General features: G+C 71.4%; 21 protein-coding genes. 7 read left to right on the forward strand and 14 right to left on the reverse strand.

Annotated elements, in window-relative coordinates; all coding sequences use genetic code 11:
• Positions 1–86: 86 nt before the first annotated feature.
• The 7 genes from ACSQ2D_RS09140 to ACSQ2D_RS09170 all read right to left on the reverse strand — a co-directional run bounded on the left by ACSQ2D_RS09140 (position 87) and on the right by ACSQ2D_RS09170 (position 5161).
• The gene (locus tag ACSQ2D_RS09140) at positions 87–1178 is read right to left on the reverse strand and encodes a sigma-70 family RNA polymerase sigma factor (protein WP_435985638.1); all 1092 of its coding nucleotides are present in this window, start codon (positions 1176–1178) and stop codon (positions 87–89) included.
• 301 nt (positions 1179–1479) lie between these two features.
• Positions 1480–1602: a hypothetical protein gene (locus ACSQ2D_RS09145; RefSeq protein ID WP_435985639.1), complete on the reverse strand. Its 123-nt coding sequence runs from the start codon at positions 1600–1602 to the stop codon at positions 1480–1482.
• Positions 1603–1789: 187 nt separating this feature from the next.
• Entirely contained in the window at positions 1790–2338 is a 549-nt protein-coding gene (locus tag ACSQ2D_RS09150; RefSeq protein WP_435985640.1) for a DinB family protein, read from the reverse strand.
• Positions 2339–2430: 92 nt separating this feature from the next.
• Positions 2431–2643 (reverse strand): hypothetical protein, encoded by a 213-nt coding sequence (locus tag ACSQ2D_RS09155; RefSeq protein WP_435985641.1) that lies wholly within the window; start codon positions 2641–2643, stop codon positions 2431–2433.
• A 56-nt stretch (positions 2644–2699) separates the two neighbouring features.
• On the reverse strand, positions 2700–3434 hold the full coding sequence (locus ACSQ2D_RS09160; RefSeq protein ID WP_435985642.1) for a GAF and ANTAR domain-containing protein: 735 nt from the start codon (positions 3432–3434) through the stop codon (positions 2700–2702).
• Between the two features lie 64 nt (positions 3435–3498).
• Positions 3499–4263 carry an ANTAR domain-containing protein gene (locus tag ACSQ2D_RS09165; protein ID WP_435985643.1) on the reverse strand — a complete coding sequence of 255 codons (765 nt, stop codon included), beginning with the start codon at positions 4261–4263 and terminating at the stop codon, positions 3499–3501.
• 430 nt (positions 4264–4693) lie between these two features.
• A complete protein-coding gene (locus ACSQ2D_RS09170; protein ID WP_435985644.1) occupies positions 4694–5161 on the reverse strand; it encodes a GNAT family N-acetyltransferase in 468 nt (155 codons plus the stop codon).
• A gap of 187 nt (positions 5162–5348) precedes the next feature.
• Between ACSQ2D_RS09170 and serA the strand changes: the two genes are divergently transcribed.
• Positions 5349–6551 carry a phosphoglycerate dehydrogenase gene (serA, locus tag ACSQ2D_RS09175; protein ID WP_435985645.1) on the forward strand — a complete coding sequence of 401 codons (1203 nt, stop codon included), beginning with the start codon at positions 5349–5351 and terminating at the stop codon, positions 6549–6551.
• 7 nt (positions 6552–6558) lie between these two features.
• On the opposite strand, the gene ACSQ2D_RS09180 is transcribed toward serA, so the two are convergent.
• On the reverse strand, positions 6559–7794 hold the full coding sequence (locus ACSQ2D_RS09180; protein WP_435985646.1) for a helix-turn-helix domain-containing protein: 1236 nt from the start codon (positions 7792–7794) through the stop codon (positions 6559–6561).
• Positions 7795–7880: 86 nt separating this feature from the next.
• Between ACSQ2D_RS09180 and ACSQ2D_RS09185 the strand changes: the two genes are divergently transcribed.
• The gene (locus ACSQ2D_RS09185; RefSeq protein WP_435985647.1) at positions 7881–9020 is read left to right on the forward strand and encodes a ferredoxin reductase; all 1140 of its coding nucleotides are present in this window, start codon (positions 7881–7883) and stop codon (positions 9018–9020) included.
• 43 nt (positions 9021–9063) lie between these two features.
• Positions 9064–10227: a fatty acid desaturase family protein gene (locus ACSQ2D_RS09190; RefSeq protein ID WP_435985648.1), complete on the forward strand. Its 1164-nt coding sequence runs from the start codon at positions 9064–9066 to the stop codon at positions 10225–10227.
• Between the two features lie 67 nt (positions 10228–10294).
• On the opposite strand, the gene ACSQ2D_RS09195 is transcribed toward ACSQ2D_RS09190, so the two are convergent.
• The 5 genes from ACSQ2D_RS09195 to ACSQ2D_RS09215 form a co-directional block, all read right to left on the reverse strand.
• Complete coding sequence (locus ACSQ2D_RS09195) at positions 10295–11098, reverse strand: maleylpyruvate isomerase N-terminal domain-containing protein (RefSeq protein ID WP_435985649.1); 804 nt, start codon at positions 11096–11098, stop codon at positions 10295–10297.
• A gap of 52 nt (positions 11099–11150) precedes the next feature.
• Positions 11151–11648 carry a pyridoxamine 5'-phosphate oxidase family protein gene (locus ACSQ2D_RS09200; RefSeq protein ID WP_435985650.1) on the reverse strand — a complete coding sequence of 166 codons (498 nt, stop codon included), beginning with the start codon at positions 11646–11648 and terminating at the stop codon, positions 11151–11153.
• A 103-nt stretch (positions 11649–11751) separates the two neighbouring features.
• The gene (locus tag ACSQ2D_RS09205) at positions 11752–12831 is read right to left on the reverse strand and encodes a fatty acid desaturase family protein (protein WP_435985651.1); all 1080 of its coding nucleotides are present in this window, start codon (positions 12829–12831) and stop codon (positions 11752–11754) included.
• 384 nt (positions 12832–13215) lie between these two features.
• Positions 13216–13635, reverse strand: coding sequence for a DUF7144 family membrane protein (locus ACSQ2D_RS09210; RefSeq protein WP_435985652.1), 420 nt, complete (start codon positions 13633–13635; stop codon positions 13216–13218).
• A 151-nt stretch (positions 13636–13786) separates the two neighbouring features.
• Positions 13787–14284, reverse strand: a complete 498-nt coding sequence (locus ACSQ2D_RS09215; protein WP_435985653.1) for a hemerythrin domain-containing protein — start codon at positions 14282–14284, stop codon at positions 13787–13789.
• 158 nt (positions 14285–14442) lie between these two features.
• Between ACSQ2D_RS09215 and ACSQ2D_RS09220 the strand changes: the two genes are divergently transcribed.
• From ACSQ2D_RS09220 to ACSQ2D_RS09230, 3 genes are all read left to right on the forward strand, one after another.
• Positions 14443–16041: a phytoene desaturase family protein gene (locus ACSQ2D_RS09220; RefSeq protein ID WP_435985654.1), complete on the forward strand. Its 1599-nt coding sequence runs from the start codon at positions 14443–14445 to the stop codon at positions 16039–16041.
• Positions 16038–16484, forward strand: coding sequence for an SRPBCC family protein (locus ACSQ2D_RS09225; protein WP_435985655.1), 447 nt, complete (start codon positions 16038–16040; stop codon positions 16482–16484). The genes ACSQ2D_RS09220 and ACSQ2D_RS09225 overlap by 4 nt, the downstream gene beginning before the upstream one ends.
• A gap of 142 nt (positions 16485–16626) precedes the next feature.
• Positions 16627–17556, forward strand: a complete 930-nt coding sequence (locus ACSQ2D_RS09230; protein WP_435985656.1) for a hypothetical protein — start codon at positions 16627–16629, stop codon at positions 17554–17556.
• A gap of 37 nt (positions 17557–17593) precedes the next feature.
• On the opposite strand, the gene ACSQ2D_RS09235 is transcribed toward ACSQ2D_RS09230, so the two are convergent.
• A complete protein-coding gene (locus ACSQ2D_RS09235) occupies positions 17594–18871 on the reverse strand; it encodes a hypothetical protein (protein WP_435985657.1) in 1278 nt (425 codons plus the stop codon).
• 425 nt (positions 18872–19296) lie between these two features.
• Between ACSQ2D_RS09235 and ACSQ2D_RS09240 the strand changes: the two genes are divergently transcribed.
• Positions 19297–20130 carry an ABC transporter substrate-binding protein gene (locus ACSQ2D_RS09240; protein ID WP_435985658.1) on the forward strand — a complete coding sequence of 278 codons (834 nt, stop codon included), beginning with the start codon at positions 19297–19299 and terminating at the stop codon, positions 20128–20130.
• Positions 20131–20153: the final 23 nt, after the last annotated feature.

The following is a 20153-nucleotide window of genomic DNA, read 5'->3' on the forward strand; positions in this document are numbered from 1 at the left end:
CCAGCTGCGACAGGAGGTGACCGCCGGGGCCGGAGTGTGCGGAGTCGTGATCAGGATCGGGTACGGGCTGCATCTGCCGTCGCTCCTCAGGTCGGTCGTTCATGGTCGGTCCTCTCCCACTTGGTCATCGTCACGGTGGTGCCGTGACCGGGCTCGCTCGCGATGGCGAACTCGTCCATCAGTCGCCTCACCCCAGGAAGGCCGAGACCCAGCCCTCCGTAGGTGCTGAAGCCGTCGCCCAGCGCTCGGTCGATGTCTGCGATGCCGGGACCGCCGTCGCGCGCGACGATCTGGATCCCGCGCCTCGGCCCCTCGAGCAGCTCGACGACGATCTCTCCGGCGCCGGCGAAACGGACGATGTTGCGGCACACCTCCGAGACGGCCGTCGCTATCACCGTCAGCTCGGTGGTGCCGAAGTCCAGACGGGAAGCCATCTCGCGGACGGCCCGGCGGGCCGACACGATGTCGGCGTCTGCGCTCACGGCGATGCGCAGACAGTCGTCGCGTTGCTGGCCGCGATCGAGCAGCGGCTGGCTCAGCCGGGCACACGGCTCGCACTCGAGAAGGTGCTGGGCTGCGCGAACCTCACGCTGACGCCGTTGGTCGCCGCTGCTCAGGGCGATCAGCACCGGCCGACAACGATCGGTCGGCGGGTCGACGTGCTCGAGCGCCAAGAGGTACTCGACGCGCAGCCGCGCCCTCGTTCGGTTGAGCTGCGCGGCCACGGCACCGGCACTCGTGCCGTGGCGTGCGGCCAGGGCGTGCGTGTCCGTCCCGTCGACCTCGTGGTCGAGCAGCGCCCGCCGTTCCCGCTCGTCGAGCCGTGCCAGCGCGGTGGCCATCGCCGACTGCTCCTCCTCGAGAACGACCTGTCTCTCAGGTGGCTCCGGGGCGCTGAGATCGACGAGCCGGTGCTGGTTGCGGCGCTTGCGGTCGGTGTCCCGCCACAGGGTGGCGACGACGTTCCGGGCCGTCACGATCGCGTAGGGCTCGAGCATGCCGGGCTCGATCGTCGAGGCTGTGGAGAGCACTCGGGTCAGCGTCTCCTGCACGAGGTCCTCGGCCGACGGGTGCGAGCCCACTCTGGCGTACACGATCCGCCGGACCATGGGAATGAGGTCCGCGACATCCTCCGCGGTGTGGCCGGAGCCGGTCCCGGAACGCTCGGTCGCGCTCATGGGGTGCCCGTGCCCGACCGGCACTCGTCATGCGGTCCGGTCGGTGGCGTCGTCAGACAGAGACCAGTCGGACACGACGGTCGGCTGCCACCAGGAACGGACATGACGCTGCTCACGATTCTGATCCCGCTCGGGGGACTCGTTCTCCTTCTGTCGCTGGGGCGACTGGAGACGTGGCTCGACGGCGAGGTGCCCGGGCGCCCACAGACATCGTCAACGCGCATCCGCCCGATCGCCGGCGGTGCGGCTCGCTGCGCACGCCGTCCATGCCGCCACACAGGGAGGCCGGGTGTCCGCCGCACTACCCACGAGTCTGGGGGGCCACCCTGCCGGTGTCGGTGGCGATGACACGCTCCTCGAACCACTGCAGCGTCAGCAGCAGGCCGAAACCCAGGACGGGGGCACTCAGGGCCAAGGCGATCACGGCGACTCCTAGCATCGGGATGTGGTGTGAATGCTTCGCCCCGACGAACGCATCACGCTGGTCCTTACCTACCCCGATCCACCTGAGTGGGCACACGCGTGCTTGCTGGATCCGGCTCTCTTCTTGCTCTGCTCGTCCTCCGCCGTCACTACGGCAGGTCGGTTGGCGCGTCGCGCCACCCCGGCCGCTACCGGCCGAGCGTGAGCTGCCGGCGATGGTGGTCGTAGTGCAGGACGGGGTAGGCGTAGACGGCGGCCACCGTCATGCGTTGCCGGAAGTACGGGTCCCAGCTCGTCGGGAACCGCATCCCGCGGCCGAGCCCCTCTTCGGGCTCCTGCATCAGGCTTGTGACCAGGCGGTCGACGGTGTGGGTGCACAGGCGCCCCATCCGGGTGTGGTCGAACACGAGTGCGCCTCCGCAGGAGCCCGCGTAGTTCACCCAGTGGAAAGGTGCCCGGCCCGCCTCGAGCACGGCGGCGAAGCTGCGGTCGACCCAGCCCGGGGCCACGGACATGAGTCGTACGAGCGGGAGCAGGCGGCGCACGACGAGGAAGCCGAACACCATGTGGAACAGCAGCTGCTCGTTCGTCCACCGGGTGCCGTTGCTGGCCGCACGCAACTCCGCGCGGGTGGCTCCGGCCAGGAGCGCGAGCAGGTCGACGCGACACCGCTCCAGATCGGCGGCGATGGCATCGCGGTCGACCGGAGGACCCCCGGCTCCGTCCTCGGGCCTCATCGCCACATGCCACCCATGCCGTCGCGGTGCGACCTCGCGCGGCTGGAGCCGAGGCTTTGGGCGCCGACGCGACGGCACGGCATACGCCCTCGTCAGCCGACGCGCTGCCGAGCCGACGGCCGCGCGACGGATGAGGTGGGCAGGTGGAGGGCGGCGTCGACCTCCTGCTGCGAGAGGTGTCGAGGATGCTCGGAGGCCGTGACGATGACGTCGAGCAGCAGCTCGATCTCGTCACGCAGGTGGCCGTCCTCGAGCGTCGCCGGTTCTCGCCGGTCTCGGGTGCGTTCAGCGGGTTGTCGTCTCATGGTGTCGTCCTGGAGGGGTAGGCGAGGGCGCTCGTGCACGTGTCGGGCGTCGTGGTTCAGGGGGACGGTCTGGTGAGCGTGGGGTGTCGCTCGGGGTCGTTGACGATCTCGGTCGCGACGGTGCTCAGACCGAGCCCTGCGCCGCGGGCGTAGGAGCGCAGCAGCGTGAACGCGTCGTCGACGCTGATGCCGTGGATGCGCGAGAGGATCCCCTTGGCCTGCTCGATGCTGATCCGGCTGACCAGGGCGTACTGCAGCTGCTCGGTGAGGAGGTCGCTGGCGCGGATGGATCGCTCCTGCAGGATGCCGATCGTGGCGATGTCGGCGACGGCCTGGACGACCTTCACGTCAGCGTCCTCGAGCGGGTGCGCGTGGACGCTGAGCAGGGTCAGGGCGCCGATCGCGGTGCCCTGGTGGCGCAGCGGCAGCGCGTGCACGGACTCGTAGCCCATCGAGACGGCGAGGTCGGCGAACGCCGGCCAGCGCCGGTGCGCCTCGGTGTCACGCAGGTCGGTGTTGACGACCGGCTCGCCGGTGTGGAAGCAGTCCTGGCACGGGCCACTCTCGCTCTGGACCGCGAGAGCCTCGAGGAGCCGGACCGACTCCTCGGACGCGGCCACGAACTGCAGTCGCCCCGTCGGGTCGCCCAGCACGATTCCGGCCGCGCTGGCCGTGCTGATGGCCGCAGCCTTCTGGGCGACGAGCTCGAGGAACTCGATGATGTCGAAGTCGGCGATCAGGGTGTCGGCCACGGCGACGAAGACGTCGGTGAGCTTGTCGATGGCAATCACGAGCGGTCAGCTCCTTTCAGCGTGAGGCACATGGGGGAACGGTCCGCAGACCTGGACGAGGGTGTCATGGGTGGTCATCGGGAGCGGGAGGCGGGCCGTCCCGCTGCAGGTGGAGGATGCCGTCGATGACGTCCCGGGCCACGACAGTGATGTCCTGACCGGTCGCGAAGGCGTGGCCACGCAGGCGTGCCATCGCCTCGTCGGGCCTGACGTCGAGGTCGACCATGACCATCCCCTGGGCCTGGTAGACCTCCATGCGGTAGGCCAGGGCATCGTCGAGCCCTTCGGGATGCCGGCCCTCGGAGGCTCCGGCCTGCTCCTGGAGCAGCAGCCGGAGCGCGACCTCGGCGAAGGTGTAGCCCGACGCGAGGGCCTCGGCGGAGAGCGGCCCGGCCTGCTGCCGGTAGATGTCGAGCACCCCCACCCGCACCGACCCGACCTGAAGGGGGAATGCGAAGACCGCGCCCACCCCGAGCTCGGAGGCCCGTGGGCCGTAGATGGGCCAGCGGTGCGCCCCGGCGCCCGCGAGGTCGGGTTCGAGCATCGGGCGCCGCGCCGCGTGCGCATCGAGACACGGACCCTCGCCCAGGGTGAACTGCAGCGCCTCGAGGCTGCGGCTGCGGGGGCCCGCGGCCGCAGCGATCCCGGCGGAGCCCTGCCCCTCGCCCACGAGGCTGATCCCCGAGCCTGACGCCGGCAGGTGCCGCACCACCGCGGCACACAACCGCGTCAGGGTGCTGACGAGCCCGTCCGCGCCGGGCGGCTGAGGCTCCTCGGCGAGCTGGAGCAGGACCCGAGCCACTGCTCGGTCCGGAGGGGACGTCGTCACGTGCAACCTCGGTTCTGCGGCATGAACCACGAGCCCGACGCCACGGTCCGGTGTCGCCCTGCCTGGGAACCCCACCCTACGCCTCGACCCCGGACGGGCGGGCCCCTCGAGGACGGGCGGGCGCGGCCCGCTCGGGTGGGGTGAGCGGGCCGCGCCGGGTGCGCCAGCGGCAGGGGGGTTGCCGCTGGGGCGTGAGCGCGCCCGTCGAGACAGGGGAGCATCGACGGGCGCGCGAGAGCGACAGTGCCACACCCGGCTGAACGAATCCTGCGCGCCACGCCGAAGGAAAAGTGCGTCATGATCCGGGCGCTCGATCGTCTTCCAGCTGACGGCGGTTCACCCCGAGTTGCCGACGTCAGGGGTCCCGGGTCTGCTCATGGAGGGGTGCCTGGGACCCCACCTCCCCAGCCGGTGCCGGGCCGTCGCGACGTCAGCCGCGCAGCTCCATCCGGTGCTCCGGGGGCTCGTCGGCCGGCCACCACTCCGGGACGCCGGCGTCGACGAACCCGACCCGCTCGTAGGCCCGGCGGGCGCGGACGTTGTCGCTGCGGACCATGAGGTAGGTCGACTTGTCCTGGGCGGCGGCCCAGTCCACCACCGCGCCGATGAGCTGCCCCGCCAGCCCCGTGCCCCGCGCCTCCGGGACCACCCACATCGAGATGAGCTCGACCCACGTCTCGTCGGCCGGCTGTCCGCTGACGACCCCCAGCAGCGTCCCGTCCTCGTGCGCCAGGAGGGTCAGCGGCACCTGGGTCAGGCGGGAGCGCCAGCGCTCGGCAGGGGCGTCGACCCAGTCGGCGTGCCGAGAGCCGAAGGCTCCCGGTGCCTCGGACAGCGACGCGAGCCGGACCGCTCGGAACTGCTCCCAGTCGCCCGCTGCGATGCGCGTGATCTCCACGCGGAGAACCTAGCAAGCGGCGGGCAGGCCACCCCAGTGGGCTTCCCAAGGGGTGGCCATGTGAGCCCGACCGGAGCATGCGTGGCACCATCGGGTCGGTCGAACCCGGTGTGGCAGGCGCGCTCGAGCCGCTGCCCACCGACCCGCTTGCACCACAAACCGTCCTGCCCCGGACAAGGAGGCGCCCGTGAAGGTCCTGCTGCTGGAGAACGTGCACCCCGTTGCCGTCGAAGCCTTTCGAAGCAACGGCCACGAGGTCGAGGTCCGATCCGGATCCCTCACCGAGGGCGAGCTCATCGACGCGCTGGTCGGGGTCTCGCTGCTGGGCATCCGGTCCAACACCAAGGTGACCGAGCGGGTGCTCGCGCGGGCGGACGACCTGCTCGCGGTCGGGTGCTTCTGCATCGGGACCAACCAGGTCGACCTCACCGCAGCTGCCGCGCACGGGGTCCCGGTCTTCAACGCCCCCTTCTCGAACACGAGGAGCGTCGTCGAGCTGGTCATCGGCGAGATGCTCGCCCTGGCCCGCCGTCTGCCCGAGAAGACGCAGCGGATGCACGACGGGATCTGGGACAAGTCGGCGCGGGGGAGCCACGAGACGCGCGGCCAGACGCTCGGCATCGTCGGCTACGGCAACATCGGCACCCAGCTGTCCAACGTCGCCGAGGCCATCGGGCTGCACGTCGTCTTCTACGACACCGCGGACCGGCTGGCCCACGGCAACGCCCGGCGCGTCGGCTCGCTCGAGCAGCTGCTCGCCGAGTCCGACATCGTCAGCCTCCACGTCGACGGGCGCCCTGGCAACGCCGGCCTTTTCGGCGACGAGCAGTTCGCCCTCATGAAGCCCGGCTCGGTGTTCATCAACGCCTCCCGCGGCATGGTCGTCGACGACCTGGCGCTGCGCGCACACATCCTGTCCGGCCACCTCTCCGGCGCGGCCATCGACGTCTTCCCGTCCGAGCCCAAGGCGCAAGGTGACCCGTTCGAGTCGCCGCTGCGGGGGCTCGACAACGTGATCCTCACCCCGCACGTCGGCGGGTCGACCCAGGAGGCGCAGGAGGAGATCGGCTCCTTCGTCGCCGCCAAGCTGCTCGGCTTCGTGCAGTCCGGCCTCACCTCCCTGTCGGTGAACCTCCCCGAGGTGTCGGCGCCGCCGGCCGACGGTGGCGGCTTCCGGGCGGGCTACCTCCACCACAACGTCCGGGGTGTGCTGGCGTCGATCAACCAGACGCTCTCCGAGGCAGGTGCCAACATCACCGGCCAGTCGCTCTCGACGCGCGGCGAGCTCGGCTACGTCATCACCGACACCGACGTGGCGCTGTCGGACGAGACCCTGGAGCGGCTGCAGCAGCTGGAGGAGACCGTCTGGCTCCGGACCTGGGCGACCTGACAGACGCTCAGGATCCGTCCGGGGCGGGAGCCGAGAGCGCCACGACGAGCTCGCGCACGACGGACGGGTCGAGGAGCCGGTCGCCGTAGAGCTCGCGCACCTGGCCCATGCGGTAGCGGACCGTCTGGGCGTGGACGTGGAGCTCGGCGGCGACCGCGTCCCGACGGCCCTGGTGGAGCAGCCACGACAGGAGCGTCTCGGCGAGCCGGTCGCGCGTGCTCGCGGGCAGGTCGGTGAGCGGCTCCAGCGCGTGGGCCCTGAGGTCGGCGAGGGCGTCCGGGTCGGCGGTGAGGACGAGGTCGGTCAGGTGCCGCTCGGTGTCGATCGGGGCTCCGGTGCGCGACGGCCGCACCAGCCGCGCCGTGCGGGCGGCCCGGTCGTAGGACGAGCGGGCGTCGTCCCAGGCGCGCGGCGGCCCGACGACGGCGTGGCGTCCGGCGAGCACCCGCAGCAGGTGGACGCGGCCGGGCCCGTCGGCGTCGGGGACGAGCAGCAGCGTCAGGGGATGGTCCGGGTCGACGTCGTCGACGCCCGGCAGGTCTTCGCCGACCTGGAGCGTGTCGGCCCCGAGTGACGCGAGGGCGCGCCGTCCCTGCGCCGCCGGCAGCAGCACGGCGGTCAGCGTGGCCGGGGGAGTCCACTCGGCACGGGCGGCAGCCGCGGTCAGCGCGTCGACGCCTGCCCGGGCCAGCAGGTGCTGACCGAGCCGCTCGCGGTAGCGGTCCCGGACCCGCCCGCTCGTCGTCAGCTCGTCGGTGTGGCCCGCGACGCTCGCCGCAGACAGCTCGTCGATGTAGGCGAAGAGCAGCTCGGCGAACTTCGCCATCGTCGTCGCGGGCAGGCCGGCCTCACCGGCGGCGCTGGCGAGCTCGCGCCACGAGACGCGGGCACCGACGCGGTATGCCGCGAGCAGGCTGTCCATCGAACGTCCCCCACGTGCCTCGCCGCGTCCGAGGGCGTAGGCCCCTTCGCGGGTCGGGCCCAGCGGGGTGCTCGGGTCGACGTCGCTCCCGCCGCCCGCGAGCTTGAGGAAGCCGGCGATGGCCATCTGCACGGCGCGCTCGATGGTGTCGCCGGCGGACCCGCCGAGGGCGCCCCGGTAGTCGGGGACCTCGTCGACGACGGCCGTGACCGTCGTCGACGCGATGGCCGGGAGCCGCTCGCGCAGCACCCGGAGCACCGCATGGTCCAGCTGCAGGTCGGCCGCGCCACGGACCGTCGCTCTCGTCGCTTCTGAGGCCATCGACTGTTCCCTCCGCACAAGAGTTCCCAAACACTTCACGCCCTGCGGTCAGGATCTTACCCTTGTCCCTCAGTCATGCTGGGTGCATGAGCCTGACCGCGCCCTCGAAACCCTCGACCCGAGAGAGCCGACCGTCCCTGCGACGACGGTTCCTCCAGCTCGCCGAGCGCGCGACCTCCCCGCTGCTGCCCGCCGACTACCTCGACCTCTTCGACCCGCTGCGCCCCGGCGCCGACCTGCGCGGACGCATCGTGGCCGTGCACCCCGAGACGGCCGACGCCGCCACCATCGTCATCCGCCCCGGGGCCGACTGGGCCGGCCACGTGCCGGGACAGTACGTCCGCGTCGGCGTCGACGTCGACGGCATCCGCCAGTGGCGGGCCTACTCCCTGACCCACGGGCCGCGCGCCGACGGCAACATCTCTATCACCGTCAAGGCGGTGCCGGACGGGCTCGTCAGCACCCACCTCGTGCGCGAGTCGCGAGCCGGCACCCTCGTGCACCTCGAGCAGGCCCAGGGCGAGTTCGTGCTCCCCACCGACGGCGGGAAGTTCCTCTTCGTCACCGCGGGCTCCGGCGTCACCCCGGTCATCGGCATGCTGCGCAACCTCTTCCCCGTCGCCGACGACGGCGTCGTGCGCCTGGCCCGATCGGCGGCATACGACATCGTCGTCGTGCACGTCGCCCCGAGCGAGCCGCACTCGATCTTCATCGACAACCTCCGCGCCCTCGACGAGGCCGGGCTCATCCGCCTCGTCGCGCGCTACGACGACGAGCACGGCGTCCTCGACGTCGCCGACCTCGACACCCTCGTCCCGGACCTCCACGAGCGGATGACGCTCGCGTGCGGTCCCGGCGGGCTGCTCGACGCGCTCCAGCGCCACCACGACGAGCGCGGGCTCGACCTGCTCACCGAGCAGTTCCGCGTCACGACGCTCGTCGTCGGCGAGGGCGGCACCGTCGACTTCACCGGCTCGGGCACGACCGTCGACGCCGACGGCGCCACTCCCATCCTCGACGCCGCCGAGGCCGCCGGCGTCCTCATGCCGTCCGGGTGCCGCATGGGCATCTGCTTCGGCTGCGTCCTGCCCCTGCGCGAGGGCGCCGTGCGCGACCTGCGCACCGGCGCCGTCACGACCGCGACGCCCGGCGAGACCGAGGGCCAGGGCGTCCCGATCCAGACCTGCATCTCCGCAGCCGCCGGCGCCTGCGTCATCGACCACTGACCCGATCCACAGACCTCCCGACCCCCTGACCAGAGGAGTCACCATGACCGTCCTGCAGAAGAAGGCCCACAACCCGATCGGGCACCTCACGCCCGAGGACATCGAGCAGATCGGCGTCGAGCTCGACGCGATCCGCCAGTCCGTCATCGACACCCGTGGGGCCGACGACGCGGCCTACATCCGCAAGGTCATCGCCACCCAGCGCAAGCTCGAGCTCGGCTCCCGCGCGGTCCTGCTCGTGTCGATGTTCCCGCCCGCCTGGGTCGTCGGCACCGCCGGCCTCGCGGTCGCCAAGATCATCGAGAACATGGAGATCGGGCACAACGTCATGCACGGTCAGTGGGACTGGATGCGCGACCCGAAGATCCACTCGACGACGTGGGAGTGGGACAACGCCAGCCCGTCGGAGCAGTGGAAGCACTCGCACAACGAGCTGCACCACACGTACACGAACGTCATCGGCAAGGACAACGACCTCGGCTACGGCATCATGCGCGTCGACGAGGACCAGCGCTGGGTGCCGCTCTACGCCGCGCAGCCGGTGTGGAACTTCGTCAACGCCTGCTTCTTCGAGTACGGCATCGCGGCCTACGACCTCGAGCTCGGCAAGAACCTCGCGACCAAGGAGCGCCGCCAGGACCCCGACTTCCGGGCGCGCGCCAAGGTCACGCTGAAGAAGATCCGCAACCAGATGACGAAGGACTACGTCATCCACCCGCTGCTGTCGGGCCCGTCGTTCCTCAACACGCTCGCCGCGAACGCCACGGCCAACCTCATCCGCAACCTCTGGACGCACTCGGTCATCATGTGCGGCCACTTCCCCGAGGGCGTCGAGACGTTCGAGCGCCGCTCGATCGTGGGGGAGACCCGCGGCGAGTGGTACCTGCGCCAGATGCTCGGCTCGGCCAACATCAGCGGCAGCAAGGCCATGCACTTCATGACCGGCAACCTCAGCTTCCAGATCGAGCACCACCTCTTCCCCGACCTGCCGAGCAACCGCTACCAGGAGATCGCCCCGCAGGTGCAGGACCTCTTCCGCAGGTACGGCCTGACCTACACGACGGGCTCGCTGCCGCGTCAGGTCGCCTCGGCCTGGAAGAAGGTCATCCGGCTCTCCCTGCCCAACGACTTCCTCGGCCGCAACAAGGGCGCGTCCGTCACGGACCTGCCGACGACGCAGCCCACCCGGGAGCACGCCGCCGCCTGACGCCGGTCGCGCCGCGCACCTCGTGGAACCGCGTGGAACCTCGTGGCACCTCGACGCGAAAACCCTGTCATGAAACCGCACCCCGGTCGTCTACAGGGTGAAGGGATGCCTCCGGGCGTCCTGGCAACAGCCTCGGGTGTTCGTGGAGGGGTACCCCAGGCTGGCCCGTCGGGGACGGGCAGCACCGAACAGAGCCCCCGCTCGCCCACCTGAGCGGGGGCTCTGTGCTGCCCGCGCCCGGGCCCCCGGTTCCCGGTCGGCCCCGGACCGTGGGGTCCCAGCGCCAGGCGTCGAGGCGTGGCCGGTCCGGGAGGGCCGCCCGGCCGCAGCACCACAGGAGGACCTCCGTCGGGTCCCCGTCGGGTGCCTGCGGGAAGAGCCGCGGCAGCACGGGCCGGCTCAGCTGCTGCGGCGGCGCCCAGCCCAGGCCCAGACCCAGGGCGATGTCGTGCGTGTGCACGAGCACCTCGACGACGCCCATGGCCGCGAAGCCCTCCGCGTCCGCGACGCCGGCCGGGTGCCACGCCCGCAGCCGGTCCGGCGCGGCCGCACACGCCAGGTGCAGCAGCTGCGCGCACGCCACGACGGATGCGACGAGACGGTCGGGCGTCGCGGCGTCCTCGACCGTCACCTCCATCGGCAGGTAGGCCCCGTCCGGCTGCGCGACGACCTGGCCGGCATACGAGAAGAGCACGTCCGCGACGTGCGCGGCGGTGCCTCGGCACGACCAGTCGAGGTCACCCGCCGGCTCGTCCCAGTCGCGGTCGACGGCGGCCTCGAGGACGCGCCGGCACTCGGCCGCCACGGCGGGGAGCAGGTCGGTGATCGGGCGCGGGTCGGCGAAGGGTGCGGAGGTCGTCGCGGTGGTCATGGCCCGACGGTGCCAGCGGATCCGGACGGTCCCCGACCGGGATGCCGCGGACTCACCCCTGTTGCCGGCGCTCGCGCTCGCGCACCAGCTCCTCGACGGCGCTCGGCAGCGTCTGCTCGAAGTCGATGAGCTTCGCCCACGTCGGGGTCACGACGATCCGAACCATCCCGGCGTAGAGCGAGCGCACCTCGGCCTCCCACGCGACGCGCTGCTCCGGCGTCATCGTGTAGGTCCCGTTCATCTGGAGGTACTCCTCCGGGATGCCGTCGACGACGTCGAGCTCGGCCGTGCCGCGGATGAGCAGCATCGTCGGCGGGTGCACCTCGGTGTCGATGGTGAGCGCCACCGACGGGTCGCGGCGCAGGGCAGGCAGCTTCGGCGCGTTCGTGGAGGTGCACATGACCAGCTGGGTCCCGTTCCAGGTGAAGGCGATCGGGATGGCGCGCGGCGTGCCGTCGGTGCCGACGTAGGCCAGACGGGCCACGTCGCGGGACAGCATCTCCTGGGCGCCGGGTCGGTTCAGGACCTCGGCGATCTCGTTCGGTTGCACGGTCGTCCTCCGTCGTCACGGGCCCCGGGTGGATGCCCTTCACCCGTGGGACGGAGCCGGCCCGCACGTCTCGACATCGCGCCGGGCCCGACCTCCGAAGACGTCAGCGGGCGTCCGCCACGGTCACCGCTCGCCGGCTCGCGACGAGCGGGCACAGGAAGGGGTCGTTGTCCTTGAGCCCGACCGTGTTGAGGTGGCTGATGACGCTTCCGTATGCCGTCCAGAGCGTCGTCTGCGTGTAGCGCACTCCCTCGGCCGCGCAGTAGGCGACGACGAGCGGCTGGACGCGCCGGAGGTGGGGCCGGGCCATCGACGGGAAGAGGTGGTGCTCGGTCTGGTGGTTCAGGCCGCCGAGGAGCACCGACATCCACCATCCACCGCTGATGTTGCGGCTCATGAGGACCTGGCGGTTGAGGAAGTCGAGCTTGAGCCCGGGCGCCACGAGCGGCATGCCGATGTGGTTCGGAGCGAACGAGAGGCCCATGTAGAGGCCGAAGAGGCCGAGCTGGACGGCGAGGACGGCGACGACCTTCGCCGGCGACATGACGAGCAGCAGGAGCACGGGCAGCCCCGCGAGGCGGATCGTGAGGAAGGCAAGCTCGACCCACCGACGGTCGACCCGGCGGCGGCCGGCGACCCGGTGGATGCCCTCCCAGTGCAGCGACAGGCCTTCGAGCAGCAGCAGGGGGAAGAAGTACCAGCCCTGGTGGGCCACGAGCCACCGGACGAGTGGTCGCTCGGGACGCTGGGCCTGCTCGGGGGTGAAGGCGAGGACACCCGGCGCGATGTCGGGGTCGTAGCCGACCTTGTTGGGGTTGCCGTGGTGGCGGGTGTGCTTGCTCTGCCACCAGCCGTAGCTGATGCCGACGAGCAGGTTGGCCACGACGAGGCTGACCCAGTCGTTCATCCGACCGGAGCGGAACATCTGGCGGTGGGCGGCGTCGTGGCCGAGGAAGGCGATCTGGGTCATCAGCACCGCAAGGACCGCCGCGGGTGCGAGCTGCCACCAGCTGTCCCCGATCCACACGACGACGAGCACCCAGGCCGCCATCGCCACGACCGCGCCGACGAGCCTGGTCCAGTAGTAGGCGTACCGCCGACGCATCAGCCCGAGGTCGTGCACCTGGCGGGTGAGCGCGGTGAACGAGCTCCCGGTCGTCTGGTCGTGGTGGGTGCTGGTCACGGCGATCGATCTCCTTGGGTCACGGTGGGTGCCCGTTGGTGTGCGACCGGTCGCGGCCAGCACGACACAGGGCTGCACGGGAATGTGAGCCGTGACCTGGCTCGGGGACGGCGGTGCCGGACGACGCGCGAGGTCACGTTCACGGGAGGGACGCGACCGGGGTCCAGGGACTCGCCTACCAGTGTGAGTGTACGCGTCCGGAGCGGCGTGACCTCCCGGTGACGGTCGGCGGCGGGGTCGCGGACCCCCCGAGCGCGGGGGAGGCGTCGCTGCGGGCGGACGGCGCTCACCGACCGTCCACCTCCCCTCGGTACCGACACGGGATGTGGGTGTCGAGCACCGACCGTGCGGCGCTCGAGGTACTCGGGGCGCGACGAGCGCGGGTCAGTAGCCGACGTCGTCGGCGAACCCGGCGGTGCACAGCGCCCAGATGACGAGGGCGTTGAGCGTCAGCAGCACGATGGACCAGAAGGGGTAGACCGGTATCGAGGCGAAGTTGAGGACCATCGCGATCGAGACGGGGACCAGGCCGAGGATCCGGCCGATGGGGCGCTCGGCGAGGATGAGCCCTCCGACCACGACGAGGACGATGCCCCAGACGAGGTGGATCCATCCCCAGGCCGTGACGTCGAAGGCGAAGATGTAGCGCGGCGTGTTGACGTAGAGCGTGTTGTCGAAGAGTGCCGACAGCCCACGGAGGAACTCCAGGATGCCGGAGATGAGCAGCACCGTTCCCGCGAAGAGCACGGTCCCGTACCTCCAGCCGTGCGGGCGGGTCGGAGCGGTGATGGGCGAGGTGGTCATGCGTCCTCCCGGGCTAGGCGATGCCTCATCGTCGCCTGGTGGGTGGCCGACCGTCCTCACCCGGTCGGCATGAGATCGCTGCGCTCGCCACTGCCCGGGCGGCGCGTGCCTGACGAGCTCGCGTGACCTCGTCAGGCCGGGAGCCGGAGCGTCAGGAGACGACCGCGTCGACGGCCTTCTTCATGGCGCTGGGCTGCTCGGGTCGGCGCGGCGCCTTCTCCCTGGCCTCGATCAGCTCCTGACCGAGCTCCTGGAGCTGCTTGCGGCCGAGGCCGTCGCGGACCTTGGGGAACCAGTCCTGCTCCTCCTCGGCCATGTGGTGCTCGACGTTCTCGATGAGCACGGTGGTCTTGGCGTCGAAGCGCTCGTCGGTGGCGTCCATCGCGGAGAGCTCCATGGCGAGCACGTCGGCGACGTGGTGCTCCTCGTAGGACTCGAGCACGTCGTCCTCGAGGTCGGGCAGCAGGGCCCTCACGCGGGGGTACATGACCTCGTTCTCGATGTAGGTGTGCACGGTCAGCAGCTCGAGGATCGTGTCGACGATCTTCTGCTTCTGGACGGGGGTCTGGTCGGGCTTGCGGAAGGCGCGGAACTGCTCGCGCACGTCCTTGTGGTCCTGCTTGAGCATGACGATGGCATCGGTGGACACGGGCACTCCTTCGAGCGGGGTGGGTGGTGCAGACGAGGGGTCGGCCCTGTGACGTCCACCGGCCTCGTACCCGGAGCGGGCGTGGACCCGCGGGCGCGCCCCGGGTTCATCCGGGACTGGACGGGGTACGTCGAGCACGAGGCGGACGAAGGGACATCGTGACGACGACGGATGCAGTGGTCATCGGCAGCGGACCCAACGGGCTCGTCGCGGCCAACCTCCTCGTCGACGCCGGGTGGTCGGTCGTCGTGCTCGAGGAGCAGGACCGGCCCGGGGGAGCGGTGTCCAGCGACGACTCCGTCGCGCCCGGTCACGTCCACGACACCTTCAGCCCCTTCTACCCCCTGGCCGCCGCGTCGCCGACCATCCGCCGGCTCCGTCTCGAGGAGCACGGGCTCGCGTGGTCGCACGCGCCGTCCGTCCTCGGACACTCGTTCGGCGGCGGCCGCTGGGGCGTGCTCCACCGGGACCGGGATGCCACTGCGTCGGGGCTGGACGCGCACGCACCCGGTGACGGTGAGGCCTGGCTCGCCCTGTGCGAGACATGGGACCGCGTCGGCGACGACGTGCTGCGCGGCCTCCTCAGCCCCTTCCCTCCCGTGCGTGCAGGCGCCGGTCTCGCGCGTCAGGTGCTCCGCCCCGGTGGGCTGGAGCTGCTGCGCGAGATGGCGATGCCGGCCCGGAGCCTGACCGAGCGGCTCTTCCGCGGCGAGGCGGCGCGCATGCTCGTTGCCGGCAACGCCGGTCACGCCGACATCGGCCTCGAGTCGCCGGGATCGGCGGCCATGGGCCTGCTGCTCGCGCTGCTCGGGCAGTCGGTCGGCTTTCCCGTCCCGCGGGGTGGTGCCGGGCGGCTGTCGACGGCGATGGTGAGCAGGCTCGGGTCCAAGGGCGGGCAGCTCTGCCTCGGCGAGCGGGCCGAGGGCGTACGCGTGCAGGGCGGTCGCGCGGTCGCCGTGCGCACCGCGTCCCGCGAGATCCGCGTCCGCCGCGCCGTCCTCGCCGACGTGTCGGCGCCTGCCCTCTACGGCGGGCTCGTGCCGTGGGACGTCCTGCCGACGCGGCTGCGCCATCGGATGGCGCGATTCGAGTGGGACCCCTCCACCGTCAAGGTCGACTGGGCGCTCGACGGCCCGGTCCCGTGGGAGGGCGCACCGGCTGCGGCCCCCGGCACGGTGCACGTCGCCGACTCGATGGACGAGATGACCCTGACCGGGGGACAGGTGGCCGCCGGACTCGTGCCGGACCGGCCGTTCCTGCTCGTCGGCCAGATGGGCGTGGCCGAGGCCTCCAGGGTGCCTGCCGGGGGAGAGGCGCTGTGGGCGTACACGCATGTGCCCCAACGGGTCCGGGGTGATGCTGCTGCCGGGCGACCCGGGGTCCGCGAGGTGCGCGGCACGTGGGACGAGGGTGACCTCGAGGCCATGGCCGAACGCATCGAGCAGCGCATCGAGAGCCGCGCGCCCGGCTTCCGTGACCGCGTCACGGCACGACGGGTCCTCGGCCCGCGCGAGCTGGAGGCGCGTGACAGCAACCTCGTCGGGGGAGCGCTCAACGGCGGCACCGCGGGACTCCAGCAGCAGCTCGTCTTCCGGCCCGTCGCCGGGTCCGGACGTTCCGAGACGCCGGTCAAGGGCCTCTACCTCGCCTCCGCCTCGGCCCATCCCGGTGGCGGCGTGCACGGTGCCTGCGGAGCCAATGCCGCTCGGGCAGCCCTGTGGCACCACAAGATCCAACCGCCTTGGAGGCGCACATGAGCACCACGACACGAACCGTCCACGGCACCCCCGAGGCGATCTTCGACGTCCTCGCCGACGGATGGAGCTACAGCCAGTGGGTCGTCGGCGCCTCGCGCGTGCGCGACGTCACCCCCGGCTGGCCGGAGCCGGACACGCACATCCACCACTCCGTCGGCGCGTGGCCGCTCCTCATCGACGACACGACGACGGTGCGCCGGTGCGAGCGCCCGCACCTGCTCGAGCTGACCGTGCGTGCGTGGCCGTCCGGTGAGGGCGTCGTGCGGATCACCTGTCGTGCGACCGGAGCCGGCACCGAGGTGACGATGGAGGAGGACGCGACGAAGGGGCCCGCGAAGCTCGTCCCGAAGCCGGTGCGCGACGTCGTGCTCGACCGCCGCAACCGCGAGGCGCTCCGTCGTCTGGCGATCCTCGTCGAGCGCGCCCAGCCGGACCCGGCCTGACAGCCCTCGCGGGGCGCCGGACCACGGCGCTTGGGGTCGTCGGTGCGAACCTTGCGGCAATCTTGCGAAACGGCTGCGCGAGTCTTGCGCAATCCGGACAATTCGGAGGGCTGGTCGCCACCCCTCGTCCCGGAGTCCTCTCATGTTCATCACCCGTCGTGCCCGCGCCACTCGCCTCGTCGCCGGGGCCCTCGCACTCGCGGGCACCACTGCAGCCCTGCTCGCCACGGCTCCCGGCGCAGCCGCGGCCCCCAAGGTCAGGACGGTGACCACCGTCGCGACCCCGACCCAGGACACCCGGGCCATGTGGGTGTGGGACACGAGCACCCCCGCGGCCACCGTCGACCTCGCCGTGAGCACCGGCATCGACCAGCTCTTCGTCGCCGTCCCGCCGAACCTCGCGACGTCGACCCAGCTGCCGAACATCACGACACTGAGCAACCGGGCCCGTGCCGCCGGGATCCGTGTGGACGCGCTCGGCGGTGACCCGGGATGGGTGGACAACCCGGCGTGGGTCGTCACCTACTGGCTCAAGCCGGCCAAGAGCTCGGGGCTCTTCACGGGCATCCACGTCGACGTCGAGCCCTACTCGACGCCCGCGTGGAGCACCAACCAGGCCACCGTCGTCAGCAGGTACCTCACCCTGCTCGACAAGCTCAAGGCCAGTGCCGGCGCCGCCCCGATCGAGGCGGACATCCCCTTCTGGTTCAACACGATCCACGCCGTCGCGTCCGCGGGGGCGGCCTCGACCCTGGACCGGGAGATCATGAAGCGCACGGCCGGCGTCACGGTGATGTCCTACCGCAGCAGCGCCACCGGCACGGACGGGACGCTCGACGTCGCGGCACCGGCCCTCGCGGCCGGGGCCTCGCTGGGCAAGCCCGTGCGCCTCGGCCAGGAGACCAACTACCTCGGCGCCACCGCGGTCGACACGAAGCAGACGTTCTACGGCTGGACCCGCAGCGCCATGGAGATCCAGCTGGCGCAGGTGAACGCCGGCGCGAGCGCCCACGCGACGTATGCCGGGCTGGCGATCCACGACGCCGCCGGGTATGCCGCGATGACCCCCTGACCGGGCGCTGACGGAAGGGCGACGGGAGCGCGACGGCTCAACCGCCGCCGATCCGGCCGGCGATGATGCTCGTGATGATGACGGACGTGATCGTCACGGTGGAGAAACCGGCGACGATCATCTTCGGCAGGATCTCGTTCTCGATCGCGGCCACCTCCTCGGGGGTCTCCCCGGCCCCCTTGGCGGCCTCCTGGGACAGGATCATCGTGCCGGGGAAGCCGTAGAGCGAGGTGAGCCCGATCGCCACGGACATCGGGACGCTGTAGCCGAGGAGCTTGCCGACGAGCGCCGCGAAGCCGGCGATGCCGACGATCCCGAAGAGGAAGGCGATGAGCAGGGGCCCGGCCAGCGCTGACACGTCGGAGGGCTTGACGGTGGCCAGCGGTCCGAAGACGAGGATCATGATGGCGATCATCATGAGGCCGAAGGCGTCGATGCCGGAGAGGACCGAGGGCTTGAAGACCCCCGTCGTCCGCAGCCCGATGCCGAAGAGCAGAGCCACGACGAAGGTGTTGAGGATGCCGTCGGTCAGGTTGTTGATGCCGAGGCTGGCGAGCACGACGACCCCGACGATGAAGAGCGTGCCGGCGGTCGTCCGCAGGGCGGCGGGGAGCTTGGTCTCCGGAGCGGGTGGGGCGGGTGCGGTGGACGCCTTCGCCGCACCGCCGCCGTCGCTCCGGCTGCCACCGCCGCCGGCGGCGACCGCCCCCACCACTGCGACGGGCGCCAGCGTGCCCGCGCGGTACTCCTCCCTCAGGCGGGCGGCTTCGCGGCGCAGGATGATCGAGGTGAGCGGGAAGCCGATGAGACCTTGCAGTGCGGCGATGAGGACGGGGAAGACGGCGATGCTCGTCAGGCCGACTCCGAGGGCGGCCTCCTGGACGATGAGCACCGAGATCGTGCCGCCGCTCAACGCGCCCGTGCCGGCGATCACGAAGTCGAGCGCCTGCGCGTAGCCGTCGGCCGCGGCGCCCGAGATCTTGGGTCCGAAGATGAGTCCGGCGAGGAGCAGCGCCAGCCCGATGCCGATCACGGTGGCGATGCCGACGAGCAGCGTCTTCCACTGCTTCTTGAAGTCGTCGAGGCTGATCATCGTGCCGAGATGGACGATGACGAAGCCGACGACGACGCCGGCGAGCGCGAGCAGGCTCGAGCTCGCGAGGAGGTCCTCGGGGAAGACGTCGGTGAGGAAGCCGACGAGGAAGATGATCGAGGCGACGAAGAGCGAGGACAGCAGTGACTGAGTCTTCTTCGCGACGAGGTCACTGACGGTCCAGACGAGCATGACGATGACGAACGCGAGCACCGGGTTCACAGCGGCCTCATCTTCCTCGTGGTGGCGGGGTGGTCGTCTCCCGATCGTGCCGGGGAGGGGGAAGTGCCGATTCCCCCTCCGTGGGTGATCGGGACCGACCCGGTCACGACGTCAGCCCCTGTGTCAGGCGGGTCGCAGGAGAGCCCGACGTTGGTCCATGGGCCCGTCGCGGCCCCGCCGTCCCGTCCGTCGACGGCGGGACCCGATTATCACGTCGAGTTAAGTGTCCTATAACCTTTTGAAGGTGAACGTCGCGCGAGCCCGGATGCCTGCCGCTTCGCGGCGCTGTCCCTAGCCGCACCCCCGACGCGCCCCTCGCGGCGCTCGGCGTGCGGCACGCCCGTTCCTCCCATGAGCCAGCACCGTTGCCCGGCGAGCCGGGCCTCGGCGCGCCCTGACCTGCCCGAACGAGAAGGACTACACCCATGCCACTGCTCCAGCGCTCCCTCACGGCCGCCGCCGTCGCCCTCGTCTCGCTCTCGCTGGCCGCCTGCGCCGGCGGGTCGTCCGCGAGCCAGGGGTCGGCCGACAACCCCTACGACCTCCAGCAGCCCGGCACGCTGCGCGCCGGCACCCTGACCGACGCGCCGCCGAACGTCTTCCTCAAGGACGGGAAGTTCACCGGCTTCGACAACGACCTGCTGACGGCCGTGGCCGCCAAGCTCGGCCTCGAGGTCGAGTTCGTCGGGACGGAGTTCAGCTCGCTCCTCGCCCAGGTCAAGACCCGCAAGTTCGACGTCGGCTCCTCGTCGATCAGCATCACCGAGGCGCGCAAGAAGACCGTCGACTTCACGAACAAGTACGACTTCGGCTTCCTCGGCCTCGACGTGCCGAAGGGCTCGAGCATCACCTCCTTCGACCAGCTCGCCGGCAAGCGGGTCGTCGTCGTCCAGGGCACCGTCCAGGACGACTACGCCACGCGCGAGAACCTCGACCCGGTCCGCGTCCCCGACTACAACGCGGCGCTGAACCAGCTCCGCGCCGGCACGGCCGACGCGTGGATCACCCCGGCCGAGATCGGTGAGAAGACGGCGGGCGACTCGGGCGGCAAGGTGCTCGCCGTGGCCAAGCAGCTCGACCCTGGCGGCATCGCGTATGCCGTCGCGCCCGGCAACGACAAGCTGCGCGCGGCCCTCGACAAGGGGATCGACGCGGTCGTCGCTGACGGCACCTGGGCCAAGCTCCAGAAGCAGTACTACCCGAGCCGAGAGATCCCGGCCGACTTCAAGCCGGGCAGCGGTTCCGCCGCCCCCCAGTGACCCCGACGCCGTAGCCGCACCCA

Source organism: Terrabacter sp. LjRoot27 (assembly GCF_964254175.1).
Lineage (GTDB): Bacteria > Actinomycetota > Actinomycetes > Actinomycetales > Dermatophilaceae > Terrabacter.